This window comes from Vibrio sp. 10N.286.55.E10 (assembly GCF_002872555.1).
Lineage (GTDB): Bacteria > Pseudomonadota > Gammaproteobacteria > Enterobacterales > Vibrionaceae > Vibrio > Vibrio crassostreae.
Genome location: NZ_MCSD01000020.1, coordinates 1 through 19,157, shown reverse-complemented (window position 1 = coordinate 19,157; position 19,157 = coordinate 1). Strand labels below are relative to the sequence as shown.

The 19,157-nt window shown below is 42.7% G+C and carries 15 protein-coding genes and 2 pseudogenes; 12 read left to right on the top strand and 5 right to left on the bottom strand.

Annotated features, from left to right (window positions below; all coding sequences use genetic code 11):
- Window positions 1–10: 10 nt before the first annotated feature.
- The 5 genes from BCV39_RS12675 (at window position 11) to pheT (ending at window position 6,983) form a co-directional block, all read left to right on the top strand.
- Window positions 11–802, top strand: a complete 792-nt coding sequence (locus tag BCV39_RS12675; RefSeq protein WP_102432453.1) for an outer membrane lipoprotein-sorting protein — start codon at window positions 11–13, stop codon at window positions 800–802.
- Between the two features lie 9 nt (window positions 803–811).
- Entirely contained in the window at window positions 812–2,044 is a 1,233-nt protein-coding gene (locus BCV39_RS12670) for a hypothetical protein (RefSeq protein ID WP_102432452.1), read from the top strand.
- Between the two features lie 203 nt (window positions 2,045–2,247).
- Complete coding sequence (locus BCV39_RS12665; RefSeq protein WP_102432458.1) at window positions 2,248–3,357, top strand: GGDEF domain-containing protein; 1,110 nt, start codon at window positions 2,248–2,250, stop codon at window positions 3,355–3,357.
- A 218-nt stretch (window positions 3,358–3,575) separates the two neighbouring features.
- A complete protein-coding gene (gene pheS, locus BCV39_RS12660; RefSeq protein ID WP_004734764.1) occupies window positions 3,576–4,559 on the top strand; it encodes a phenylalanine--tRNA ligase subunit alpha in 984 nt (327 codons plus the stop codon).
- Window positions 4,560–4,577: 18 nt separating this feature from the next.
- Complete coding sequence (gene pheT / locus BCV39_RS12655; protein WP_102432451.1) at window positions 4,578–6,983, top strand: phenylalanine--tRNA ligase subunit beta; 2,406 nt, start codon at window positions 4,578–4,580, stop codon at window positions 6,981–6,983.
- A gap of 185 nt (window positions 6,984–7,168) precedes the next feature.
- Here the strand turns inward: pheT and BCV39_RS12650 are convergent, their stop codons facing one another.
- Both BCV39_RS12650 and BCV39_RS12645 read right to left on the bottom strand, forming a co-directional pair.
- Window positions 7,169–8,515: a hypothetical protein gene (locus BCV39_RS12650; protein ID WP_102432450.1), complete on the bottom strand. Its 1,347-nt coding sequence runs from the start codon at window positions 8,513–8,515 to the stop codon at window positions 7,169–7,171.
- On the bottom strand, window positions 8,500–9,606 hold the full coding sequence (locus BCV39_RS12645) for a hypothetical protein (RefSeq protein WP_102432449.1): 1,107 nt from the start codon (window positions 9,604–9,606) through the stop codon (window positions 8,500–8,502). The genes BCV39_RS12650 and BCV39_RS12645 overlap by 16 nt, the downstream gene beginning before the upstream one ends.
- Before the next feature lie 433 nt (window positions 9,607–10,039).
- On the opposite strand from BCV39_RS12645, the pseudogene BCV39_RS12640 reads away from it, so the two are divergent.
- Both BCV39_RS12640 and BCV39_RS23360 read left to right on the top strand, forming a co-directional pair.
- A pseudogene (locus BCV39_RS12640) lies at window positions 10,040–10,318 on the top strand (alpha/beta hydrolase); the annotation flags it as partial.
- Between the two features lie 105 nt (window positions 10,319–10,423).
- A complete protein-coding gene (locus BCV39_RS23360; RefSeq protein ID WP_241902308.1) occupies window positions 10,424–11,968 on the top strand; it encodes a ParB-like protein in 1,545 nt (514 codons plus the stop codon).
- 322 nt (window positions 11,969–12,290) lie between these two features.
- On the opposite strand, the gene BCV39_RS12630 is transcribed toward BCV39_RS23360, so the two are convergent.
- Window positions 12,291–13,190, bottom strand: a complete 900-nt coding sequence (locus BCV39_RS12630; protein WP_102432448.1) for a LysR family transcriptional regulator — start codon at window positions 13,188–13,190, stop codon at window positions 12,291–12,293.
- A gap of 141 nt (window positions 13,191–13,331) precedes the next feature.
- On the opposite strand from BCV39_RS12630, the gene BCV39_RS12625 reads away from it, so the two are divergent.
- From BCV39_RS12625 to BCV39_RS12615, 3 genes are all read left to right on the top strand, one after another.
- Window positions 13,332–15,209, top strand: a complete 1,878-nt coding sequence (locus tag BCV39_RS12625) for an alkyl sulfatase dimerization domain-containing protein (protein WP_102432447.1) — start codon at window positions 13,332–13,334, stop codon at window positions 15,207–15,209.
- A gap of 75 nt (window positions 15,210–15,284) precedes the next feature.
- Window positions 15,285–15,779 carry a hypothetical protein gene (locus BCV39_RS12620; protein WP_102432446.1) on the top strand — a complete coding sequence of 165 codons (495 nt, stop codon included), beginning with the start codon at window positions 15,285–15,287 and terminating at the stop codon, window positions 15,777–15,779.
- 431 nt (window positions 15,780–16,210) lie between these two features.
- On the top strand, window positions 16,211–17,083 hold the full coding sequence (locus BCV39_RS12615) for an alpha/beta hydrolase (protein WP_102432445.1): 873 nt from the start codon (window positions 16,211–16,213) through the stop codon (window positions 17,081–17,083).
- Window positions 17,084–17,184: 101 nt separating this feature from the next.
- Here BCV39_RS12615 and BCV39_RS23435 read toward each other — a convergent pair whose 3' ends face one another.
- Window positions 17,185–17,307, bottom strand: a complete 123-nt coding sequence (locus tag BCV39_RS23435; protein WP_017109721.1) for a hypothetical protein — start codon at window positions 17,305–17,307, stop codon at window positions 17,185–17,187.
- Window positions 17,308–17,372: 65 nt separating this feature from the next.
- Window positions 17,373–17,630 carry a hypothetical protein gene (locus BCV39_RS12610; protein ID WP_017107803.1) on the bottom strand — a complete coding sequence of 86 codons (258 nt, stop codon included), beginning with the start codon at window positions 17,628–17,630 and terminating at the stop codon, window positions 17,373–17,375.
- A 71-nt stretch (window positions 17,631–17,701) separates the two neighbouring features.
- On the opposite strand from BCV39_RS12610, the pseudogene BCV39_RS23495 reads away from it, so the two are divergent.
- Together BCV39_RS23495 and BCV39_RS12605 are read left to right on the top strand one after the other, a co-directional pair.
- Window positions 17,702–17,838 (top strand): annotated as a pseudogene (locus tag BCV39_RS23495) (alpha/beta hydrolase); the annotation flags it as partial.
- Between the two features lie 299 nt (window positions 17,839–18,137).
- A complete protein-coding gene (locus BCV39_RS12605) occupies window positions 18,138–19,064 on the top strand; it encodes a hypothetical protein (RefSeq protein ID WP_102432444.1) in 927 nt (308 codons plus the stop codon).
- Window positions 19,065–19,157 lie beyond the last annotated feature (93 nt).

The window sequence follows — 19,157 nt, the reverse complement described above, 5'->3', positions numbered from 1 at the left end:
GGAGATATTTATGAAAAGCGTTAAACAATCATTCGTTACTACATTATTCAGTATGGGCGCGGTATTAGCTTTCCCTGCGTTAGCCGACCCTGCGAAAGGCCTAGAGATTGCTGAGCAACGTAAAGCCGTTGATATGGGGTGGGGCGATTCTGTCGCGACCATGGAAATGCTACTTCGTAACAAGCAAGGCGAAAGCAGCTCGCGTCTAATGCGATTGAAGTCGTTAGAAGTGGATGACGATGGCGACAAAGGGCTAACCATATTTGATGAGCCACGCGATGTAAAAGGTACGGCTTTCCTAAACCATTCACACATTACTAAGTCGGATGACCAATGGCTGTATCTGCCTGCATTGAAACGTGTGAAGCGTATCTCTTCACGCAACAAATCGGGCCCGTTTATGGGCAGTGAATTTGCGTATGAAGACTTAAGCTCGTTTGAACTAGAAAAGTACACCTTCAACTACATTGAAGACGCCAAAATCGAAGGCGTTGATACCTTTGTTTTAGAGCAAGTGCCGACCGACAAAAACTCTGGCTACACCATGCAAAAAGTATGGCTAGACCAACAATACTACCGCCCCGTTCAAGTGGAGTTTTACGACCGTAAAGGCGCATTGCTGAAAACTCTATCGTTCCAAGACTACAAACAATACCTAAACCAATACTGGCGCGCACACACCATGTCGATGCAAAACCACCAAACAGGCAAAAGTACGGTATTAACTACGACAGATTTAGCCTTCCAGACCGGTCTTAAAGACAAGGATTTCCAAAAGAACACACTAAAACGTGCAAAATAAGGCAGGAATATGAAAAGGATTGTGGCAACAGGAACCCAGTTATCCTTAACTTTGGCAGCGACAGTCGGGCTTATGCAGGTGTCGCTGCCTTGTGTGGCGGCAGGCTTTAGCTCTGAATTCGTAGAACAGGTTACCCCGGAGCTCGCAGGGCAGGTTAACCTTGAACACAGGCAGTTCTTTAGTGATGGCTTACAGGGGCAAGACAAAGGGCAAAGCTCACTGGTGTTGCAGCCAGAGTTCTACTGGGAGCAACAAGAGGGCAATAGCAGCTTTACCTTCACGCCGTTTTATCGGTTAGACAGCGAAGACGGTGAGCGAACCCATGGCGACGTTCGTGAAGCTCTGTATCTAACCTATTGGGATGATTACGAACTGCGAGCGGGTGTTGGCAAAGTGTTCTGGGGTGTGACCGAATCGGCGCACTTGGTGGATGTGGTAAACCAAACCGATGCTATTGAATCGGTCGATGGCGAATCCAAGTTAGGTCAGCCAATGGTGCACTTCACCTCGATCAAAGAGTGGGGCACCATAGACGCCATGTTACTGCCGTATTTTCGTGAGCGTACCTTTGCAGGCGAAGACGGACGCTTAAGACCAACGGTGCCAGTATCGGATGATGCGCTTTACGAATCCTCACGAGAAGAAAAGCACGTGGATGTGGCGCTGCGCTATAGCCAAATGTACGGCGATTGGGATGTCGGCTTAAGCTACTTAGGCGGCACAAACCGCGACCCTTATTACCGTGTGGAAGGCAACCAACTCAAGCCATACTACGCACAAATGCAGCACTTCGGATTGGATGTGCAAGGCATTATCGGAGACTGGTTATGGAAGCTGGAAAGCATTTATCGCGACAGTTACGATAACCACACAGGCGTAGCAACAGGCTTTGAATACACCTGGGTTGGCGCGCTTGAATCGTATTGGGATATCGGCTTCATTGCTGAATACCTGTATGACAGCCGAGGCAATAACGCCCAAACCATCGGTCAAAACGATGTGTTCCTTGGAGCTCGTTTCGCTTTGAACGATGAAGATGGGACTGAGGTGCTTACAGGCATCACTCAAGACTTAGATAACAGTGATGTCTACAGTGCGAAGTTAGAAGCCTCGAGCCGCATCAACAACAACCTTAAGTGGCGGTTGAATGCTTGGTTGTTTGAGAACGAAACCCCAGAAGACTTGCTGTTCTTCGCGCGCAAGGATGACTTTGTTGAGATGGCGTTGGAATATTATTTCTAGTGTTAGCTTCGTGAGGCGCTCTTGTTAAAAGGGGCGTCTCAAATTTAAGATGAGTTATATTTAGAGTGTTCAATATCTTCTTTTTATAAAATGGATCAAACAATCTAATAGACCCACAGGTAAGATGGTTATATTTTTTCGAATATCTATAACCTCCGAATATGCATGTAAATCGTGCTGGTGGTATCGGCCTTAAGGGATTTATGAATTCATTTAATTGGGATAAAAACTTTGAAACAGGCATTGGTGTTGTAGATGAACAGCATCAATATCTTGTTGGTTTTATCAACCACTACGGAAACCTGTTGTCAGAGAATACTATCTCTATCGAAGACATTAGTATCGCTTTGCGGGATCTGACTCGCTATGCCGAATTTCACTTTAAAGAGGAAGAATCTTTGATGAGGGATTGCGGTGTGTATGAGTTACACATTGAAGAGCACATCAAAGTGCATCGTGTATTCATGCAAGATATCTACAGCATGCAAGCTTTCATCTTGGAAGAAGATCAGGTGTCCGCACGGCAGTTACTGGACTTCCTCATCCATTGGCTTGCTTATCACATCCTTGGCATCGACCAAAACATGGCGCGACAAGTGGCCGCGATAGAAGAGGGTGCAACACCTCAACAAGCCTTTGAAGCAGAAGAAAAGCAGCAAGACTCCTCAACTATCCCTTTACTAGCCGCGCTTAAAGGCTTATTCGAACAAGTCTCTGAACGAAACAAACAGTTGTTACGCTTCAATCAGGTACTCGAAGACAAAGTCGAAGAACGCACCGCAGAATTGAAACGAGCGAACAAGAAGCTAGAAGAACTCTCGTTAACCGATTCACTCACTAAATTACCTAACCGTCGTTGTGCCTTTAAACAGTTAGCTTTGCATTGGCAAGAATCGAAAGAATTTGGCATGCCTTTAGTGTGCATTATGATCGATGCCGACCACTTCAAGCGCATCAATGACACGTGTGGACATGATGCTGGTGATTTGGTGTTAAAAACCCTTGCGAACGAGCTGAAAAACACGTTCCGTAATGATGATATTGTTTGTCGGTTAGGTGGCGATGAGTTCTTGGTTATCTGCCCAGACACCGACCTTAAAGGTGGGATGTACATAGCGGAAACCGCTCGACAGAAAGTGTCTGAATTAGAGGTTGAAACCAGTAATCAAGTTTGGATTGGCAGCATTAGTGTTGGTGTCGCTGAAATAACCGAAGAATTCGGCTCAATGAACGATTTGATTAAAGCCGCCGATGAGTCCGTCTATTTAGCGAAAAACGCGGGGAAGAACAGCGTTTGTTCGATTCAGATTTAGCGTTCAGGTCATTTCCAAATTAAGGAGTGGAACCTGTAATTGTTCCACTTCTTCCTACTCCTCATTAATATCCTGTTAAATTTGCCGTGTTTTTAGGCAATAACTTGTTCTTTTAGCGATTCAATTTGGCATTGGATGCGTGTTTGATTACTATGTGTAGCTATCTAAAAAAACTAATCATCCGATACGGACACTACCAACTGGTAGATGAGGAAATGATGCAACATCTAGAAGAGATCATTGCTAATGCAACGACTGCTATTGATACAGCAGATTCGTTAGTCGCACTTGATGAAGTGCGAGTTCAGTATTTAGGTAAGAAGGGTGAACTAACTCTTCAACTACAAAGCCTAGGTAAACTTCCACCTGAAGAGCGTCGCACTGCTGGTCAAGAGATCAACAAAGCGAAAGGTGCTGTTCAACAAGCGATCGCAGCTCGCAAAGACGCACTACAACGTGCAGAGCTTGAAGCGAAACTAGCTGAAGAAACTATCGATGTGAGCCTACCAGGTCGTCGCATTGAGAACGGTGGTCTTCACCCAGTAACTCGCACAGTTGAGCGTATCGAACAGTTCTTTGGTGAGCTTGGCTTTAGCACTGAGTCTGGCCCTGAGATCGAAGATGCATTCCACAACTTTGATGCACTAAACATCGCAGACGACCACCCAGCTCGTACTGATCACGATACTTTCTTCTTCAACCCTGATCTAATGCTACGTACGCACACTTCTGGTGTTCAAATCCGTACGATGGAAAACGGCAAACCGCCATTCCGCTTCATTGCTCCGGGTCGTGTTTACCGTAACGACTACGATCAAACTCACACGCCAATGTTCCACCAAGTGGAAGGTATGTTAGTTGATGAGAACGTAAACTTCGCACAACTTAAAGGCATTCTTAACGATTTCCTTTGTAACTTCTTTGAAGAAGAAGTTGAAGTGCGTTTCCGTCCTTCATTCTTCCCGTTCACAGAGCCTTCAGCTGAAGTTGACGTGAAACGTAAAGATGGCAAATGGCTAGAAGTTCTAGGCTGTGGCATGGTTCACCCTAACGTACTTCGCTCTGTTGGCATCGACCCTGAGAAATACTCTGGTTTTGCATTCGGTATGGGTGTAGAGCGTCTAACGATGCTTCGTTACGGCGTAAATGACCTTCGTGCGTTCTTCGAGAACGACCTTCGTTTCCTTAAACAATTCAAGTAATCCGGGGCAGTCAAAACTATGAAATTCAGTGAATCTTGGCTACGCGAGTGGGTTAAACCTGCAATTAACAGCGAAGAGCTAGCTCACCAAATCACTATGGCTGGTTTGGAAGTTGACGATGTAGAACCTGTTGCTGGTGAATTCACCGGCGTTAAAGTAGGTAAAGTGGTTGAGTGCGGTCAGCACCCAGACGCAGACAAACTACAAGTAACAAAAATTGATATCGGTGAAGCCGATCTTGATGGAAATAAACAGCTTTTAGACATCGTTTGTGGTGCATCTAACTGTCGTCTTGGCCTAACTGTAGCAGTAGCAACAGTTGGCGCAGTACTTCCTGGTGACTTCAAAATCAAGAAAGCAAAACTACGTGGCGTTCCATCGCACGGCATGCTTTGTTCTTTCTCTGAGCTAGGTATCGACGTAGAGTCAGACGGCATCCTTGAGCTGCCAGAAGGCACAACGCTAGGTATGGACGTACGTGAGCTTCTTGAGCTTAACGACGTAACTATCGACGTAGACCTAACAGCAAACCGCGCAGACTGCTTCAGCATCCGTGGCCTTGCTCGTGAAGTTGGCGTACTAAACCGCGCAGACGTTACAGAGCCAACAGTTGAAGCTGTTGCAACAAGCATTGAAGACACAGTATCTGTTGAAATCAAAGCAACGGATGCTTGTCCACGTTACCTTGGCCGTGTGGTTAAGAACGTAAACGTGAAAGCGGAATCTCCAATCTGGATGCAAGAAAAACTGCGTCGTTGTGGTATCCGTTCAATCGACCCAGTTGTAGACATCACAAACTACGTGATGCTAGAGCAAGGCCAACCAATGCACGCATTTGATCTCGCTAAGATCGAAGGCGGTATCGTGGTTCGTCTAGCAGAGCAGGGCGAAAAGCTAACACTTCTAGATGGCAACGAAGCTGAACTAAACAGCAACACGCTTGTTATCGCAGACCACAACAAAGCACTAGCAATCGCTGGTATCTTTGGCGGTCAAGACTCAGGTGTTACTACTGAAACAACAGACGTACTTCTTGAAGCGGCATTCTTCGCACCGGATCACATCCGTGGTCGTGCACGTGCTTACGGTCTTCACACTGATTCTTCTCTACGTTTCGAACGTGGTGTTGATTCAACGCTACAAGCAGCAGCAATGGAGCGTGCAACACAGCTTCTAGTTGAAATCTGCGGTGGTGAAGTTGCGCCAGTAAACGGCAGCGAATCTGAAGCTGATCTTCCTAAAGCGAACGTAGTTGCTCTACGTCGTGCTAAGCTAGACAGCCTACTAGGTCACGAAATCCCATCTACAGACGTAGTGGAAATTCTTACTCGCCTAGGTTGTGAAGTAGAGACGACTGATGCTGGTTGGACGGCAACGTCTCCATCTTGGCGTTTTGATATCGCAATCGAGCAAGACCTAATTGAAGAAGTAGGTCGTATCTACGGTTACGATAACATTCCAAACCAAGCGCCTAAAGCGGCACTTAAAATGAATGACCACAAAGAAGCTAACCAACCGCTTAAGCGCGTTCGTGACCTTCTTGTAGACCGTGGCTACCACGAAGCAATCACATACAGCTTCGTAGAACCAGAACAGCAAAAACTTGTTGTACCTGGTGTTGAGCCGCTAATCCTGCCATTCCCAATCTCTGCGGACATGTCAGCAATGCGTCTTGGCCTAATCCAAGGTCTTCTAAACACAGTTGTTCACAACCAGAAGCGTCAACAGTCTCGCGTTCGTCTATTCGAATCAGGCCTACGTTTCATCCCTGAAGCAACTGCTGAAAACGGCATGCGCCAAGAAATGATGCTTGCGGGCGTTATCTCTGGTACTCGTGGCGAAGAGCACTGGGACATTGCAACTAACACTGTAGATTTCTTCGATCTTAAAGGTGACCTAGAAGCCGTTCTTGAGCTTTCTGCAAACGAAATCGCATACAGCTTCAAAGCAGCTAAGCACCCAGCACTTCACCCAGGTCAAACTGCGGCTATCGTAGTAGACGGCAAAGAAGTGGGTATCATTGGTACTGTTCACCCAGAACTAGAGCGTAAGTTTGGTCTTAACGGCCGCACTATCGTATTCGAAATCGAATGGGCAGCTATCAACACTCGCGTGCTTCCAGAAGCAGTAGCAGTATCTAAGTTCCCTGCAAACCGTCGTGATATCGCAGTAGTTGTTGACGAAGCAGTAGCTTCTGGCGACATCGTAGAAGCGTGTATCGCTGCTGGTGGCGAATTCCTAACAGGCGCTAAACTGTTCGACGTATACGTTGGTCAAGGCGTTGAAGAAGGTAAGAAGAGCTTAGCAATCGCACTTAGCCTACAGTCTGTAGAGCGCACACTTGAAGATGCAGACATCGCTGGTTCAGTAGATGCTATCGTAGCTTCAATCTCAGAGAAATTTGGCGCAGCACTTCGCGACTAATCTCTTCTGAAAGATAGAAAAATCAAAGGCCTCGCATTGCGAGGCCTTTTTTGTTGGAAGGTCGGACTAACGTAGAATTAATTGTAGAAATAGAATCTGAATCAGAACTTAAAATACTGAAGCTTGCATGAATGTTAGTAAAATATGCAAACCCATGAGGGGGAGAATAAGCTTTGATTTACTACTTACATGGTCAAGCTTAAGTGCAACACCCACGCGATGCCACCTAAAATTGCAAGAAATACTTGATAGGCGTAGAAGTCCGCACGACTTTTTGCACATTTTATTAATTCTGTAAGGGAAGGGGGCGAGAACAATCGTTTAAGCTCTTCACTAGAAAAAATGTCTTTGTATCTATCTTGGAACTCTTTTTTTTGGGATAAATGAAACGTCAGATAATTTTCGAACTGCCTTTGTTGAAAGGCTAAGTAGATCATAGCCCCAAGAACAAATACAGTTGACATTACCGACACTTCATAAGTAAAAACGTTTACAAATTTACCTTTGTCAATTGCGGTGAAGATCGTAGACGTAAAGTAAAAACTCATTACTGCTAATATGGAGCGAGTAGATGCATTTGTGTTCGAGTTGATTTGATCTTTCAATTTGTTAGATAGTTCAAATAAGAAATCGGTTATACCATTTTTAGCTTCTAGATAGTCAGAAAATTTATCTTTGTACAGTATACGTAAGTTAGACTTTAGTACTGATAATAGCTCATTGTTAATTGCACTTAACGTGCTCGCTTGCATTGACATTACATTATTGAAGATAGCTTTCTTTATGTTGTAACTGTCGTCTTCAAAAACCCAAGTCATTACTTCAAAAATGTGCTCGTTAACTATATGTTTTTGTTCATTGTGATCATATAGAGATTTTTTGTCATTAGAGAAGTGAAATATCGTGCTTGAGTTTAAAAACTCTACGCGCTCCGTTAGTAAAGCTAAGCTAAATAGGTCTCTTATCTGAACCAAGTAGTGTCGGATCTGGCTTCCTTCTTGAAGCTTCTGTGCTAAAGAATGGATGTATAAAGGAGATATTTCAGAATTAGTTACTTCTTTGTATATAGCTTCAATATTACTAACTAGTTTTAGACCAGTGTAGTAAGACGATAACTCATGATGAGTTATAACTTGTTCGCGTGTTTGAATGTCTTTGCCAAAAATATTATTCTCAATGAGAGCCAGCTGTTCACTCAGTGAGTATTTTTTAAGTGAATCAACGAAAGCCTGAGGATCAAAGATTTGAAGAGCAGCATCAGCCTTTTCTGCAGTCATTTTAATTAGAACATATGAACCCTCTGGAAATGAACTTATCTCGCTAAGTGATTGTTCAAAACCGCTGAGCTCATTCCCACAATATTCAATTTCGTCATTTATCTCAAACAAGAGTGATGGGTCTAACTGCCGACTTTCAACTGAATGAAAAAATTCAGAAATTATATCTAAAGGAATAGTTTCTGAACTTGCTATCGATTCATCTATCAGCTCAATCGTATAGTGTGTAAAAGTATCGCTTACGGTTTTTTGCATGTGCTTTGACTAGTCGGATAATCTTTAACTTCTTCAAGTCCCTTGGTTGTTTTGATCAGCATGTAATTGTCCCCATCAATTACTTTCTTAAATATTCGGTCATTAAAGTTTTGACTTGTGGTGACTGTAATACCACCTTCGAGTTTTAAGGTTTGTTTGAACTTAGCCTTAATTTCTTTTTCGTCAATTTTGAAGTTCCCATCAAACTTACCATTGGAGACTAAATCTTCAATCTTGGTCTTGATTTCGTGTAAATCGACCTTATCGGAGACAGGGATATAGCTGCCGATTAGAGCATCTAACAAGCTTGTTACAGTAAAGTCGGTGTTAGTTGAAAAGTAACTGATTAGATTATTCTTCAGTTGTTGATAATCTACTTTAGCAGACCTAGCAAGTCCGCTGAATGTTCCAGAAATTTCTCTAAATGCATTTTTAGTATTAATTGAGTCGTCAACCATAGGCTTTGACTCTAAGAAGGCAACAGACCAGAAAGAGGCAATTGATTTATTTGAATCTAACAAAAACAATTGATTGCTAAGTTTACCGTTTTCAATGTTAATCACACATGATTTAAGTACGCCATTCTTTTGAGGAAGACCTTGGAGTGACTTATAAGTTCCACGCTCTAAGAAATCCTCAAAGTCGAGCTTGGTGACGATGATGCATTCTCGATTGATAGATTTATAGTAGCAAACTACCAACGAGCCTTTCTTGAGCCCTTTTTTAAGGCTTTTGTTACCTTTGTGTAAATGTTGGACTTTCCCTGAAGTTTCTTTTTCAACATGCAGTAATTTGTTGGCAAGTTCCATGCTAATAGTGTCGTCACACTTTAAATCTTTTGATGTAAGGTAGCGTTGTAATAGGCTTTTAGATGTTGCGCCTACATTGAAGTTGAAAAGTTTGTGATTCTGGTCCGTGACGGTGTTTTGAGTTAGTTCAATCAAAAATGAATTTAGTCCATCGACCTGAGCTAATGATTGATTGGTTTGTACGACAGTTGATTGTCCGATATCGATGTCGTAGACGTGAACTTTGACTACTGGTGACGAAATTGCCGCTATTGGAGCAGGCACCACATTCGTGGAATTCATAAAAAGCCTTTTGTTTTGTATTTGTTATATGCATGCATTATCCCATAAAAATAATAGGCCTACATAAATTATGTTGTTCATCTTTAAGAAATTTTGATCGTCTTATCAATAACTGTTGATTGTTTGAGGCTATACCGATGATTTTTCGTAGCAAAAGGCGTGAGGCTTGTCTGATCGAAGGTGATGTACGGTATAGCCCCACGATAGCACTACAAATATGGGTAATAACTAGTAGAGCAAAAGCATATTAACCGCACGCTAATGAGAAAAAGGACTGACAAAAAATGAAGGGTAAGCAAGCCCATCACCCTATGATGTCCACATATTTCGACCAAATTACCCTTGACCCGTCTATAACTTCACACTTTATAGTGCCTATATTGATTGAGAGGAGCGCTTTCTGTGTTCCCTCCAGAGTAAGTAGAGAGACACTATGAAACGTTTAATCTTAAACATCACATTCTTGGTATTCATGACGCTTAGTAGCATTAGTGCCATGGCTCAAGATTCAACGGTTAAGTACGGTATCGCGATATCTCACGATGGTGAGCAAATTGCGTATGGCAAAAGTGGGAGTGGGGATACAGCGCTGATCTTCATTCACGGTTGGAGCTTAGACAGCAGGCTTTGGCAAAACCAAGTGGGTGAGTTTTCAAAGCAGCACCAAGTGATCACCATGGACTTTGCAGGGCACGGTAACTCATCGTTTAACCATCACAGAACGAGTGCAACATCTTCTTTATTAAAGTGAAATATTTATGTCACGGTAGCATATTAATTTAGCGTATGAATTTTTATTCCGTATATAGAAGGACTTATGAAAAAAATTGGGATTTTTGCCACGATTGGCGCTCTGGCTATCTTCGCTTTACCAACTCACGCAAGCAATGTCTCTGAAGGCGATGTTATTAATCTTGGTCTCCATGAGTTAAAACCAACTCAACCATCTGTGGGTTATGATCAAATTATGTACAAGCTGGGTCGTTATCAATTTGACCAAGAAAAGATGTTTGATGAAATCTGTGAAGCCAACGGTCAAAAAGGCGTAGTGAGCATCAAAGACCAAGCCCACCCGAATATTCCTTCGACTTTCACCTGTGAAATGGAAACAGGTGCACGTAAAAAAGACATGAAGACTGTGGTTATCGCACCCAACGGTGAATACTACCTGACAGACGGTCACCATACGTTCAATGTGTTCTACCGCATGCCGCAAGGTGGTGCATCGTTCAATGTAAATGTGGTGGTTGATAAAGATTACCGCAATCTCAAAAACATGGACGCGTTCTGGAACCAAATGGCAAAAGACGGCAATACATGGCTGTTTGATAACAACGGTGAAGCGATTAGCTATCAACAACTTCCAACCTCTCTTGGGCTAACCAACTTCGCTAACGATCAATACCGCTCACTGATGTACTTTTCTCGTGGTGTGGGCTGGAACAAGCCAAGTCAGCCAGTCCCGTTCTTAGAGTTTTACTGGTCTAAAGAAGTACGTAAAGCGATTGATGCAGCAGACTTTGATCTGAATTCTACCGAAGGTTACGCAAAGGCAGTCAATGCGGTCAGCAACCATATCCTATCTATGGATACGAACAACGTTGGTGGCTCAAATCTTTCGGTTAAACAGATGGGGCAGTTTAGCGCATACAACCAAAAAGGCTTCGATAAACTGTTCAAAGAGCGTGGCAAGGTTGACTACATGCTGCGATACAAAACAACATCGACCGCCAACGGTTTAAGCTATGACTTAGCAGCGGCGTCAGCGCCTGCACTAAAACAATTAGACTCATTTACCCTTGAAGCAAACTCAAGCTTTAATGATTACCCAGCAGCTTCTGCTGATGGCATCGTCAATGCAATTGTAGAGATCCCAACAGGTACTTCTGCTAAGTGGGAACTAAGCAAAGACAATGACAAGCAAGTTATCTGGGAACACAAAAAAGGTGCTCCACGCGTGGTTAACTACCTTGGTTACCCAGGTAACTACGGCTCTATCCCACGTACTGCACTACCAAAAGAGTTTGGTGGTGATGGCGACCCATTAGATGTGATTGTTCTTGGTCAGTCTGTACCACGTGGTGAAGTTGTTCCTGTACGTCTGATCGGTGTGATGAAAATGCTAGATGATGGCGAGCAAGACGACAAACTCGTGGCCGTTCTCACTAACGATTCACCATTTAAAGATGTTTCTTCTCTAAACGAGCTAAACAATACCTACCCAGGTGTTCAAGACATCGTTGGCCTTTGGTTTGAAAACTACAAAGGCCCAGACGGTGGCATGGAACTGCAAGGCTGGGGCGATGATGTGGAAGCCAACAAGATCCTTGAGGCAGCAAGAAAACACTACGCTGTGAATTAAACTGCGGTTTGATTATTGGAATTTGATTTAAGCCCTCGTTGCGTTGCAATGAGGGCTTTTTCTTTGGCGCTGTGGAAATGTAGCGACATATACTGGGTCTATGAAGCTTTTGGGCAAATGTTTGATACGAATCCGTGGTGATTACGAGATCTCGGATAATTACTGATAAGGGAAAGTATTCAAAACACCTACAAGCCACTATCTAGTTTTAATCACTACAGACACTATAAACCGTTAATTAGGCATGGCAAGCGTTACAAATCTGTCCTAAACGTTTTATTAGACTACTTTGTATTACGTACCCATTTGTTATTTTTTTCTGTTATCGAACTGCCAATTTAATTCGTTCCCGTAACCATTGGTGGGCACTACTATGTGTGTTTGCTTTATGCCACATCATGTAATATTTCAGATTAGACATAGCTATTGGTGGCGTCATGATTTGAAGCAAGAGTGTTTTTTGAAACCGCTTTGCAATACTAAGAGGTACATGAGCAAAATAGTCCGTTGTTGCACATAGTACTAAGCTGCCAAAAAAAGAGTCTGTTTCGTAAACAATGTTTCGATTAATAGTCAGTGTCGATACATAAGCGCTCAGAGGGTGCTGATTCCTTCTTCGTTTACTTAACGCGACCTGTGGCAAAGCTTCATATTGTTCTAAATTAATCACTTGTTGTATTTCAGGGTGATCTGCTCGACATACGAGCACGATTGGCTCTTCAAAAATTTGTTCTGCATCCAACATCTTAGAATCGAATAAACTGTTATCGATCACTACATCAACGTTCCTCATCCGAATGCTTTCTAGAGCCTCTTCTTCACTTGAACTGTATTCTCGCAACGCAAATTGAATATTAGGATTACTTGAATAAGGCAACACTTCCAAAAACAACGAATTTAATTGCTCAGGGGAAGTAATGTTAAATCGGTAGCTATCTGTCGTAGGAGAAAACTCCGCTACCGCATTTAAGGTGTTCTCAATGGCAGAGAGCGAATTATTTAAATTCTGATGCAGCGAGTTCGCAAACTGGGTGGGACGGATACTATTGCCCTCTCTTAGAAACAGCTCATGTCCCAGTTTCTTTTTCAAACGTCCAATCGATAAACTCACTGCGGCAGGAGAGCAACCTAGTAACTGGCTCGCATTAGTAATGCTTTGCACTCTCATTACTGCGTTAAACGTTTTTAGCAGATTTAAATCAATGTCTTCAAACAAATTCATAAGCACACCACAATCACACAAGGTTACCAATATGTTAATGGATTAATCATGGCTTAATCCATATTTGTATTTTAACCAATGGTATCGTTTGTTACCTAATCTGTACACTGCGTTTATCAAAACCCTCGATAGGAATAAAAGATGAGCATTAAATTCTCGACCCTTGCTATTACCATCAGTGCATTGGCCTTTGGTGTGTCAGCGAAAACGCTTGAAGTGGCTGAACACGGATTCTCTTATGGCGCAGGTGAGCGTGTCTCACCTGTACATATTTCTGGTGAGAACTTGTCATACGCTGGAGGTGAAGGCTATGGCGATGATCGTATTCATCCCCTTTTACAAGATCTAGGTAAGGCACAAGCTCAGGCTGTTCTTAAGGTGGATGACAATGTATACAAAATATATGGATATGGCTTAACCTCTCCCGTTGTCTTTGTTGGTGAAACGGGTCTGGTTGTTATGGACCCAGGCGAGTCTACTGAGCACGGCATTGCGACTGAAAAAGTCTTTCGAGAAATAACAGGGATTGATCTTCCTGTTACTGGTATCGTCTATTCACACAACCACTTTGATCACCTTGGTGGCGTAAAAGGTTGGGTAGATGCAGAAGACGTTGACGCTGGTAAAGTTGAGATTTATGCACATACAACATTAACAAGTGCCGTTGCTAACTGGGCGTCAAACGTAGGCGCTATTCTAGGACATCGAACAACCTATACTGCTGCAATTTACGCTGGCCGTGATGCGGGCGTTCATGGTTCTGTTAACGATGCACTTGGTCCTCAAGTACAACTTGGAGAGGTTGGTTTTATTCTGCCAACTCAAGAATTTGATGATGTATTAAAAGTGAGCAATGGCGGTTTAGACTTTGAGCTTCACTACGTTCCGTCTGAAACGAATGACGAAATTGTAATGTGGCTACCAAAGCAAAAAATCTTACATGCAGCAGAGGTTCTACAGGGTGAAAACTTCCCTAACTTACACTCGATTCGTGGTACAAAAGCCCGTGATGCCGAAGTATGGTTTAAAGGTATCGACTATATGCGTCACACCTTCCATGATGTTGAAATCATGGTGCTGGCACACGGTCGTCCTGTTGAAGGGAACTGGGAAGTCATGGATGTTTTGACCTCCTACCGTGATGCACTGCAGTTCGTCCATGACCAATCTGTTCGCTACATTAATCATGGTATGACACCATTTGAAATGATTGAGAATGTTAAGCTTCCAGAAAACCTTCATAACCACCCTTGGCTCCACCAACGCTACGGTACCGTTGCTCATGCAGTACAACAACAATACAGTAACTACATTGGTTTCTACCAAGCAGACCCTTGGCAGCTTGCTCCTATGGCTCACAATGACCGTGCAGAAGAGTATGTAAAGTTAATGGGTGGACGTGATGCTGTTATAAATTCAGCAAAAGAGTACATCAAAAAAGGCGACTTCACTTACGCTGCTGAAATACTAACTTACCCAATTCGTATTAATAATGACGATATGGAGGCCCGTAACCTAAAAGCGAAAGCCTATACATTATGGGGTTATGAGCAGGTCAATGTTAACTGGCGTAACTGGGCGATGACTGCGGCGGGTGAACTCCGCGGTGATCTAGACTACAACAGTAGCCTTAATTATACCTCTCCCGACGTCCTTCAGAATCTACCAACTGAGATGATTCTGGACATGATGACCGTTCGTATGAAAGGTGCTGAAATAGCAGATGTGACTGATACTGTGAGTGTAACCTTTAGCGATACTGGCGAAGCATTTACTTATAAAGTTCGTAACGGGATTGCAGAGCTACGCACGGTTGCACTTGAAGATGCAAGTACTCAGATTGTACTGACTCGTGCATTACTTAACCGTATCTTAGGTCAAGGTCAAACCGCACTAGCGGAAGGTATTCAAGACGGTGAATTTACGTTTGTAAAAGGTGATATGGTCTCTTTCCAGCAATTTTTAGGGTATTTCGAGCAACCTAAGACAGGTGCTGAAATTCCGCTAATTGTACGCTAACTCTCGCTAGCGAATCATCTATAGGGAGTGGCTTTGTCACTCCCTTTTCTTTTAAACGTTATTGAGTAAATTGAAATGAAAAAATGGCTATTCTTTATTATTTTATCATTGTCTTTCAAAGCGACTTCATGTGCATTCGATGGTGCTGGATTATCTGCTGGTTTACCTCAGCACCCAGGCTCTCTAACTGCACTAATGAATATTTCTTTAGCTCGTCAGTCTAATTTACTGCCAGAAAACACCATTCCTGAACAGATGTTAGTGTGGCAACTAGCCCAACAATTAAGAGCTGGGAAGCCCAACGTTGACATTACCTTTTATCAAGCTATCGAGGGGCACTATTCAAGATTTTCTAGTCGCCCTTACAGTATTTTCGAGTCATACCCAGACAATGCAAAGCCAAATAATAGTGAGTTAATGGTTATTTCTGAGTTTGATGTATTTGCCGCTCTATTTAGCTCTAAACTCACTTTGCAACAGGCTATAGATGATGGTCTTTTCATCATCAATGGCCCAGCCAGTGAAGTAGAAGAGGTCAAACTATGGTTACAGGCTTCGTTTAGCGGATAAAAAAGTAAAGCAACATACAAAAACTAGCTCCTGCGACTGATGATTTTACCCTTAATAGATTTGATTTAGCTATTAGTACCCTACAGGATGACACCAGATGCATTTAAATCTACTTCCTTAATTACCAATCGACACTCAACAAATTGTAGTGGGTGGATCAAGTAGAGCACTAGATTAGATACTGGTAGCCACCTAAATAATCCTCTAAATACTATTATTTAGGAATAAACGGAACACTAGTAAGAATCACAAGAATCACTTCATTGTGCGCACCAAACTTTTGGACAGAAATGAGTTGGTTAAGTCACCATCACGGGAGAGGCTTTTATCTAAATCACTATTGACCTGTCTACAACTTCACACTTTATAGTGGCTATATTAATTGAGAGGGGCGCTTTCTGTGTTCCCTCTAAAGTAAGTAGAGAGACACTATGAAACGTTTAATTCTAAACATCACACTTTTGGTATTCATGATGCTTAGTAGCATGAGTGCCATGGCTCATGATTCAACGGTTAAGTACGGTATTGCGGTATCCTACGATGGTGAGCAAATTGCGTATGGCAAAAGTGGGAGCGGGAATACGGCACTGATCTTCATTCACGGTTGGAGCTTAGACAGCAGGCTATGGCAAAACCAAGTGAGTGAGTTTTCAAAGCAGTACCAAGTGATCACCATGGACTTAGCGGGGCACGGTAACTCTTCGTTCAACCGCGAAGAGTACAGCATGGTTGCATTTGCTGAAGACATCAAAGCCGTAATCGAGAAAGAACAACTCGAATCCGTCATCTTAGTTGGGCATTCCATGGCTGGTGGCGTAATTGCAGAAGCCGCTAAACTAATGCCGAAAAGAGTGAAGGGCATTATTGGTGTTGACACATCGCAAAACGTGGCGTTAGCGGTTTCACAAAGCGACCTAGATGCAATGACTAAACCGTTTGAAGAAGACTTCCAAGCGGGCATTACTATGTTCGTGAAGGACTCGCTACCAAAAGACGTAGACGCGGATTTACTTTACTGGGTAACGCAAGATATGGCCTCAGCGCCGCCAGCTATCGCGATAAACCAGTTCCGCCATTATCTAGGCCAATATGTAACAGGCGAAGCACACCGTGTGTATGAGAACGTGAACGTGCCAGTAATATTGGTTAACGCTCGCCTATGGCCAACCGATTCAGAAGCGAACAAGAAACACATCAAGGATTACAGTATTTACTACATTGAAGACTCTGGTCACTTCCCAATGCTTGAGCAACCACAGCAGTTCAACACAACCTTAATGAAAGCGGTTAAGTCAGTGAAGTAGGGTGGTTGTAGTCATTCTATAGATAAAACTAAGGCCTCGAGATTGCGGGGCCTTAGTTTTTTAAGTTAAATCGATGGAGCCTGTCAATCTGATAGAGTCCATTACTTTTTGTCTTGAGAGTCTTTATATTTCTTTGCAATCCACTCATGCAAATGAAGTCCCGTTTGGCGCTTTAGGAATACACTGATACCAGCCAAAATTAACAGTCCAATTATTGTGCCCATAATTATCTCCAAAATTAGTTATCGTTCGTCATTCAAAAGTGAATCAATACATGTCGGTATTATGATTAATCCATTGATTTCATTATTTTATCTATATTAAGCCCACCAAGTTCCTCGAGATTATTCTTAATCGCTTCATCGATTGATAGCTGGCGTTCCACTTTCTTTATTTCCTTCTCAAGAAACTTTTCAACTTCTTGAGATACATTGAACATTAGCCCTTGTTCACGCGCTGCTTTTCTCGCTAGTTTAAGGCGAGCATCCAAGTCTGAAGAGATTTTAATGTTCAGTGATACTTTAGGTTGCTTCTTCTGTAATGACATATCGATTCTCAACTTCATCTAAAAAATACTATAAACTTTTCTACCTTTTTAGCAAGAAAAATTTAACATTAACTGTAACAGAAGCAAACAAGAAGCATATCAAGGACTACCGCCTTTACTACATCGAAGATTCAGCCACTTCCCAATACTAGATCAACCAGAACCGCTCAATACAACGTTGATGAAAGCGGTTAAGTCAGTAAGGTAGGGCGCTATAGCTGTCAAAGGATAGTGGTAACCCTTAGAAGATATAACAAAGGCCTTGCGTGTACAGGACCTTTTGTTAATTGGAGGTTTTGCTAGCTACATTCATTCCTAATTTGCGAGTAATGATCGTATTTTTCACTCGTTTATGGTCCTTAAACTTGTGCCTCATAGTTATATAAATGATCTATCAACCACCTCTAGATACGTCATTAACGCTGCTGTTCTTAGCAAGGGTTGACCGAATCTGGTAGGTACTTTCTACTGATAATCACTTTAACTATGTGTTTAGGACGTCCTGCTATGGCTAAGAAAATAATATTCATTCATGGTCGCGCTCAAAAGCCCGATAAAGCTCACCTTCAAGCACTCTGGTATGAGGCTATAGAGCATGGCTTGCAGCGAGATTGTGGACACTCAATTTCATTACAAGCTTTTAAAGATGTCGATAAACGGTTTGTCTATTACGGTGAGCTATCAAACACATTGTTAGACAAACCAACGGAAGACCCTGCAAGTCGTCAGCAAGCGTTGTCTGAACTCAAAAAGTACAAGACAAGCCAGTTCAATAAAACAACGTATAACAAGGTGTCTAAAATTGGTTTTCTAAAAGAGGCGTTGGCAGATACTTTTTCATCGCTCTTTGGAAAGCTGGGTGTGGCTGAGACACTCATTACGAAGGTCGCACCGGACATGGCACACTATTGGAATGAAGATACCTATTTTGGCAGTGATGTCAGGCATAGGTTAATGGTTGAACTCAAGGAAGCGCTCGATAATCAGGATGATGTGATGATTGTGTCGCACAGTCTTGGGTCGATGATCAGTTATGACGTGTTATGGAAATTGTCTCATTACGGAGAGTATAGGCATGACTATGGTGCGGATAAGAAGGTCAACTTATTGCTAACGCTTGGGTCACCGTTAGGAGATGAAAACGTCAAAGATAGGCTAAAGGGGAGTCGCTTGAAAGATGAGAAGAAGTACCCTTTAAACATTCAGCAGTGGATAAACATTTCGGCAGAAGATGATTTTATCTCTCATGACAGCAAAATTAGAAATGACTTTAAGGATATGCTCAAACTGGATCTGATACCCGGCGGAATGAAAGACATCCACCCAATCTACAACCTCAATATTCGCAACGGAAAAAGTAATCCGCATGCTTCCATCGGTTATTTAATTAACCCTAAATTCATTGCAGTATTGGATGAATGGCTTTCTAGTTAATTTGGTTTTACCATCGTAAATTGCTTCGCTGTTCGTTCGTTGAAACTTAGATAAAACAAGGCCTCGCGTGTGCGAGTAATGCCGATCAGTTAA

Coding starts and splice junctions, on each gene's coding strand:
- BCV39_RS12675 (WP_102432453.1), top strand. CDS start 11: ATGAAAAGCGTTAAACAATCATTCGTTACTACATTATTCAGTATGGGC.
- BCV39_RS12670 (WP_102432452.1), top strand. CDS start 812: ATGAAAAGGATTGTGGCAACAGGAACCCAGTTATCCTTAACTTTGGCA.
- BCV39_RS12665 (WP_102432458.1), top strand. CDS start 2,248: ATGAATTCATTTAATTGGGATAAAAACTTTGAAACAGGCATTGGTGTT.
- pheS (WP_004734764.1), top strand. CDS start 3,576: ATGCAACATCTAGAAGAGATCATTGCTAATGCAACGACTGCTATTGAT.
- pheT (WP_102432451.1), top strand. CDS start 4,578: ATGAAATTCAGTGAATCTTGGCTACGCGAGTGGGTTAAACCTGCAATT.
- BCV39_RS12650 (WP_102432450.1), bottom strand. CDS start 8,515: ATGCAAAAAACCGTAAGCGATACTTTTACACACTATACGATTGAGCTG.
- BCV39_RS12645 (WP_102432449.1), bottom strand. CDS start 9,606: ATGAATTCCACGAATGTGGTGCCTGCTCCAATAGCGGCAATTTCGTCA.
- BCV39_RS23360 (WP_241902308.1), top strand. CDS start 10,424: ATGAAAAAAATTGGGATTTTTGCCACGATTGGCGCTCTGGCTATCTTC.
- BCV39_RS12630 (WP_102432448.1), bottom strand. CDS start 13,190: ATGAATTTGTTTGAAGACATTGATTTAAATCTGCTAAAAACGTTTAAC.
- BCV39_RS12625 (WP_102432447.1), top strand. CDS start 13,332: ATGAGCATTAAATTCTCGACCCTTGCTATTACCATCAGTGCATTGGCC.
- BCV39_RS12620 (WP_102432446.1), top strand. CDS start 15,285: ATGAAAAAATGGCTATTCTTTATTATTTTATCATTGTCTTTCAAAGCG.
- BCV39_RS12615 (WP_102432445.1), top strand. CDS start 16,211: ATGAAACGTTTAATTCTAAACATCACACTTTTGGTATTCATGATGCTT.
- BCV39_RS23435 (WP_017109721.1), bottom strand. CDS start 17,307: ATGGGCACAATAATTGGACTGTTAATTTTGGCTGGTATCAGTGTATTC.
- BCV39_RS12610 (WP_017107803.1), bottom strand. CDS start 17,630: ATGTCATTACAGAAGAAGCAACCTAAAGTATCACTGAACATTAAAATC.
- BCV39_RS12605 (WP_102432444.1), top strand. CDS start 18,138: ATGGCTAAGAAAATAATATTCATTCATGGTCGCGCTCAAAAGCCCGAT.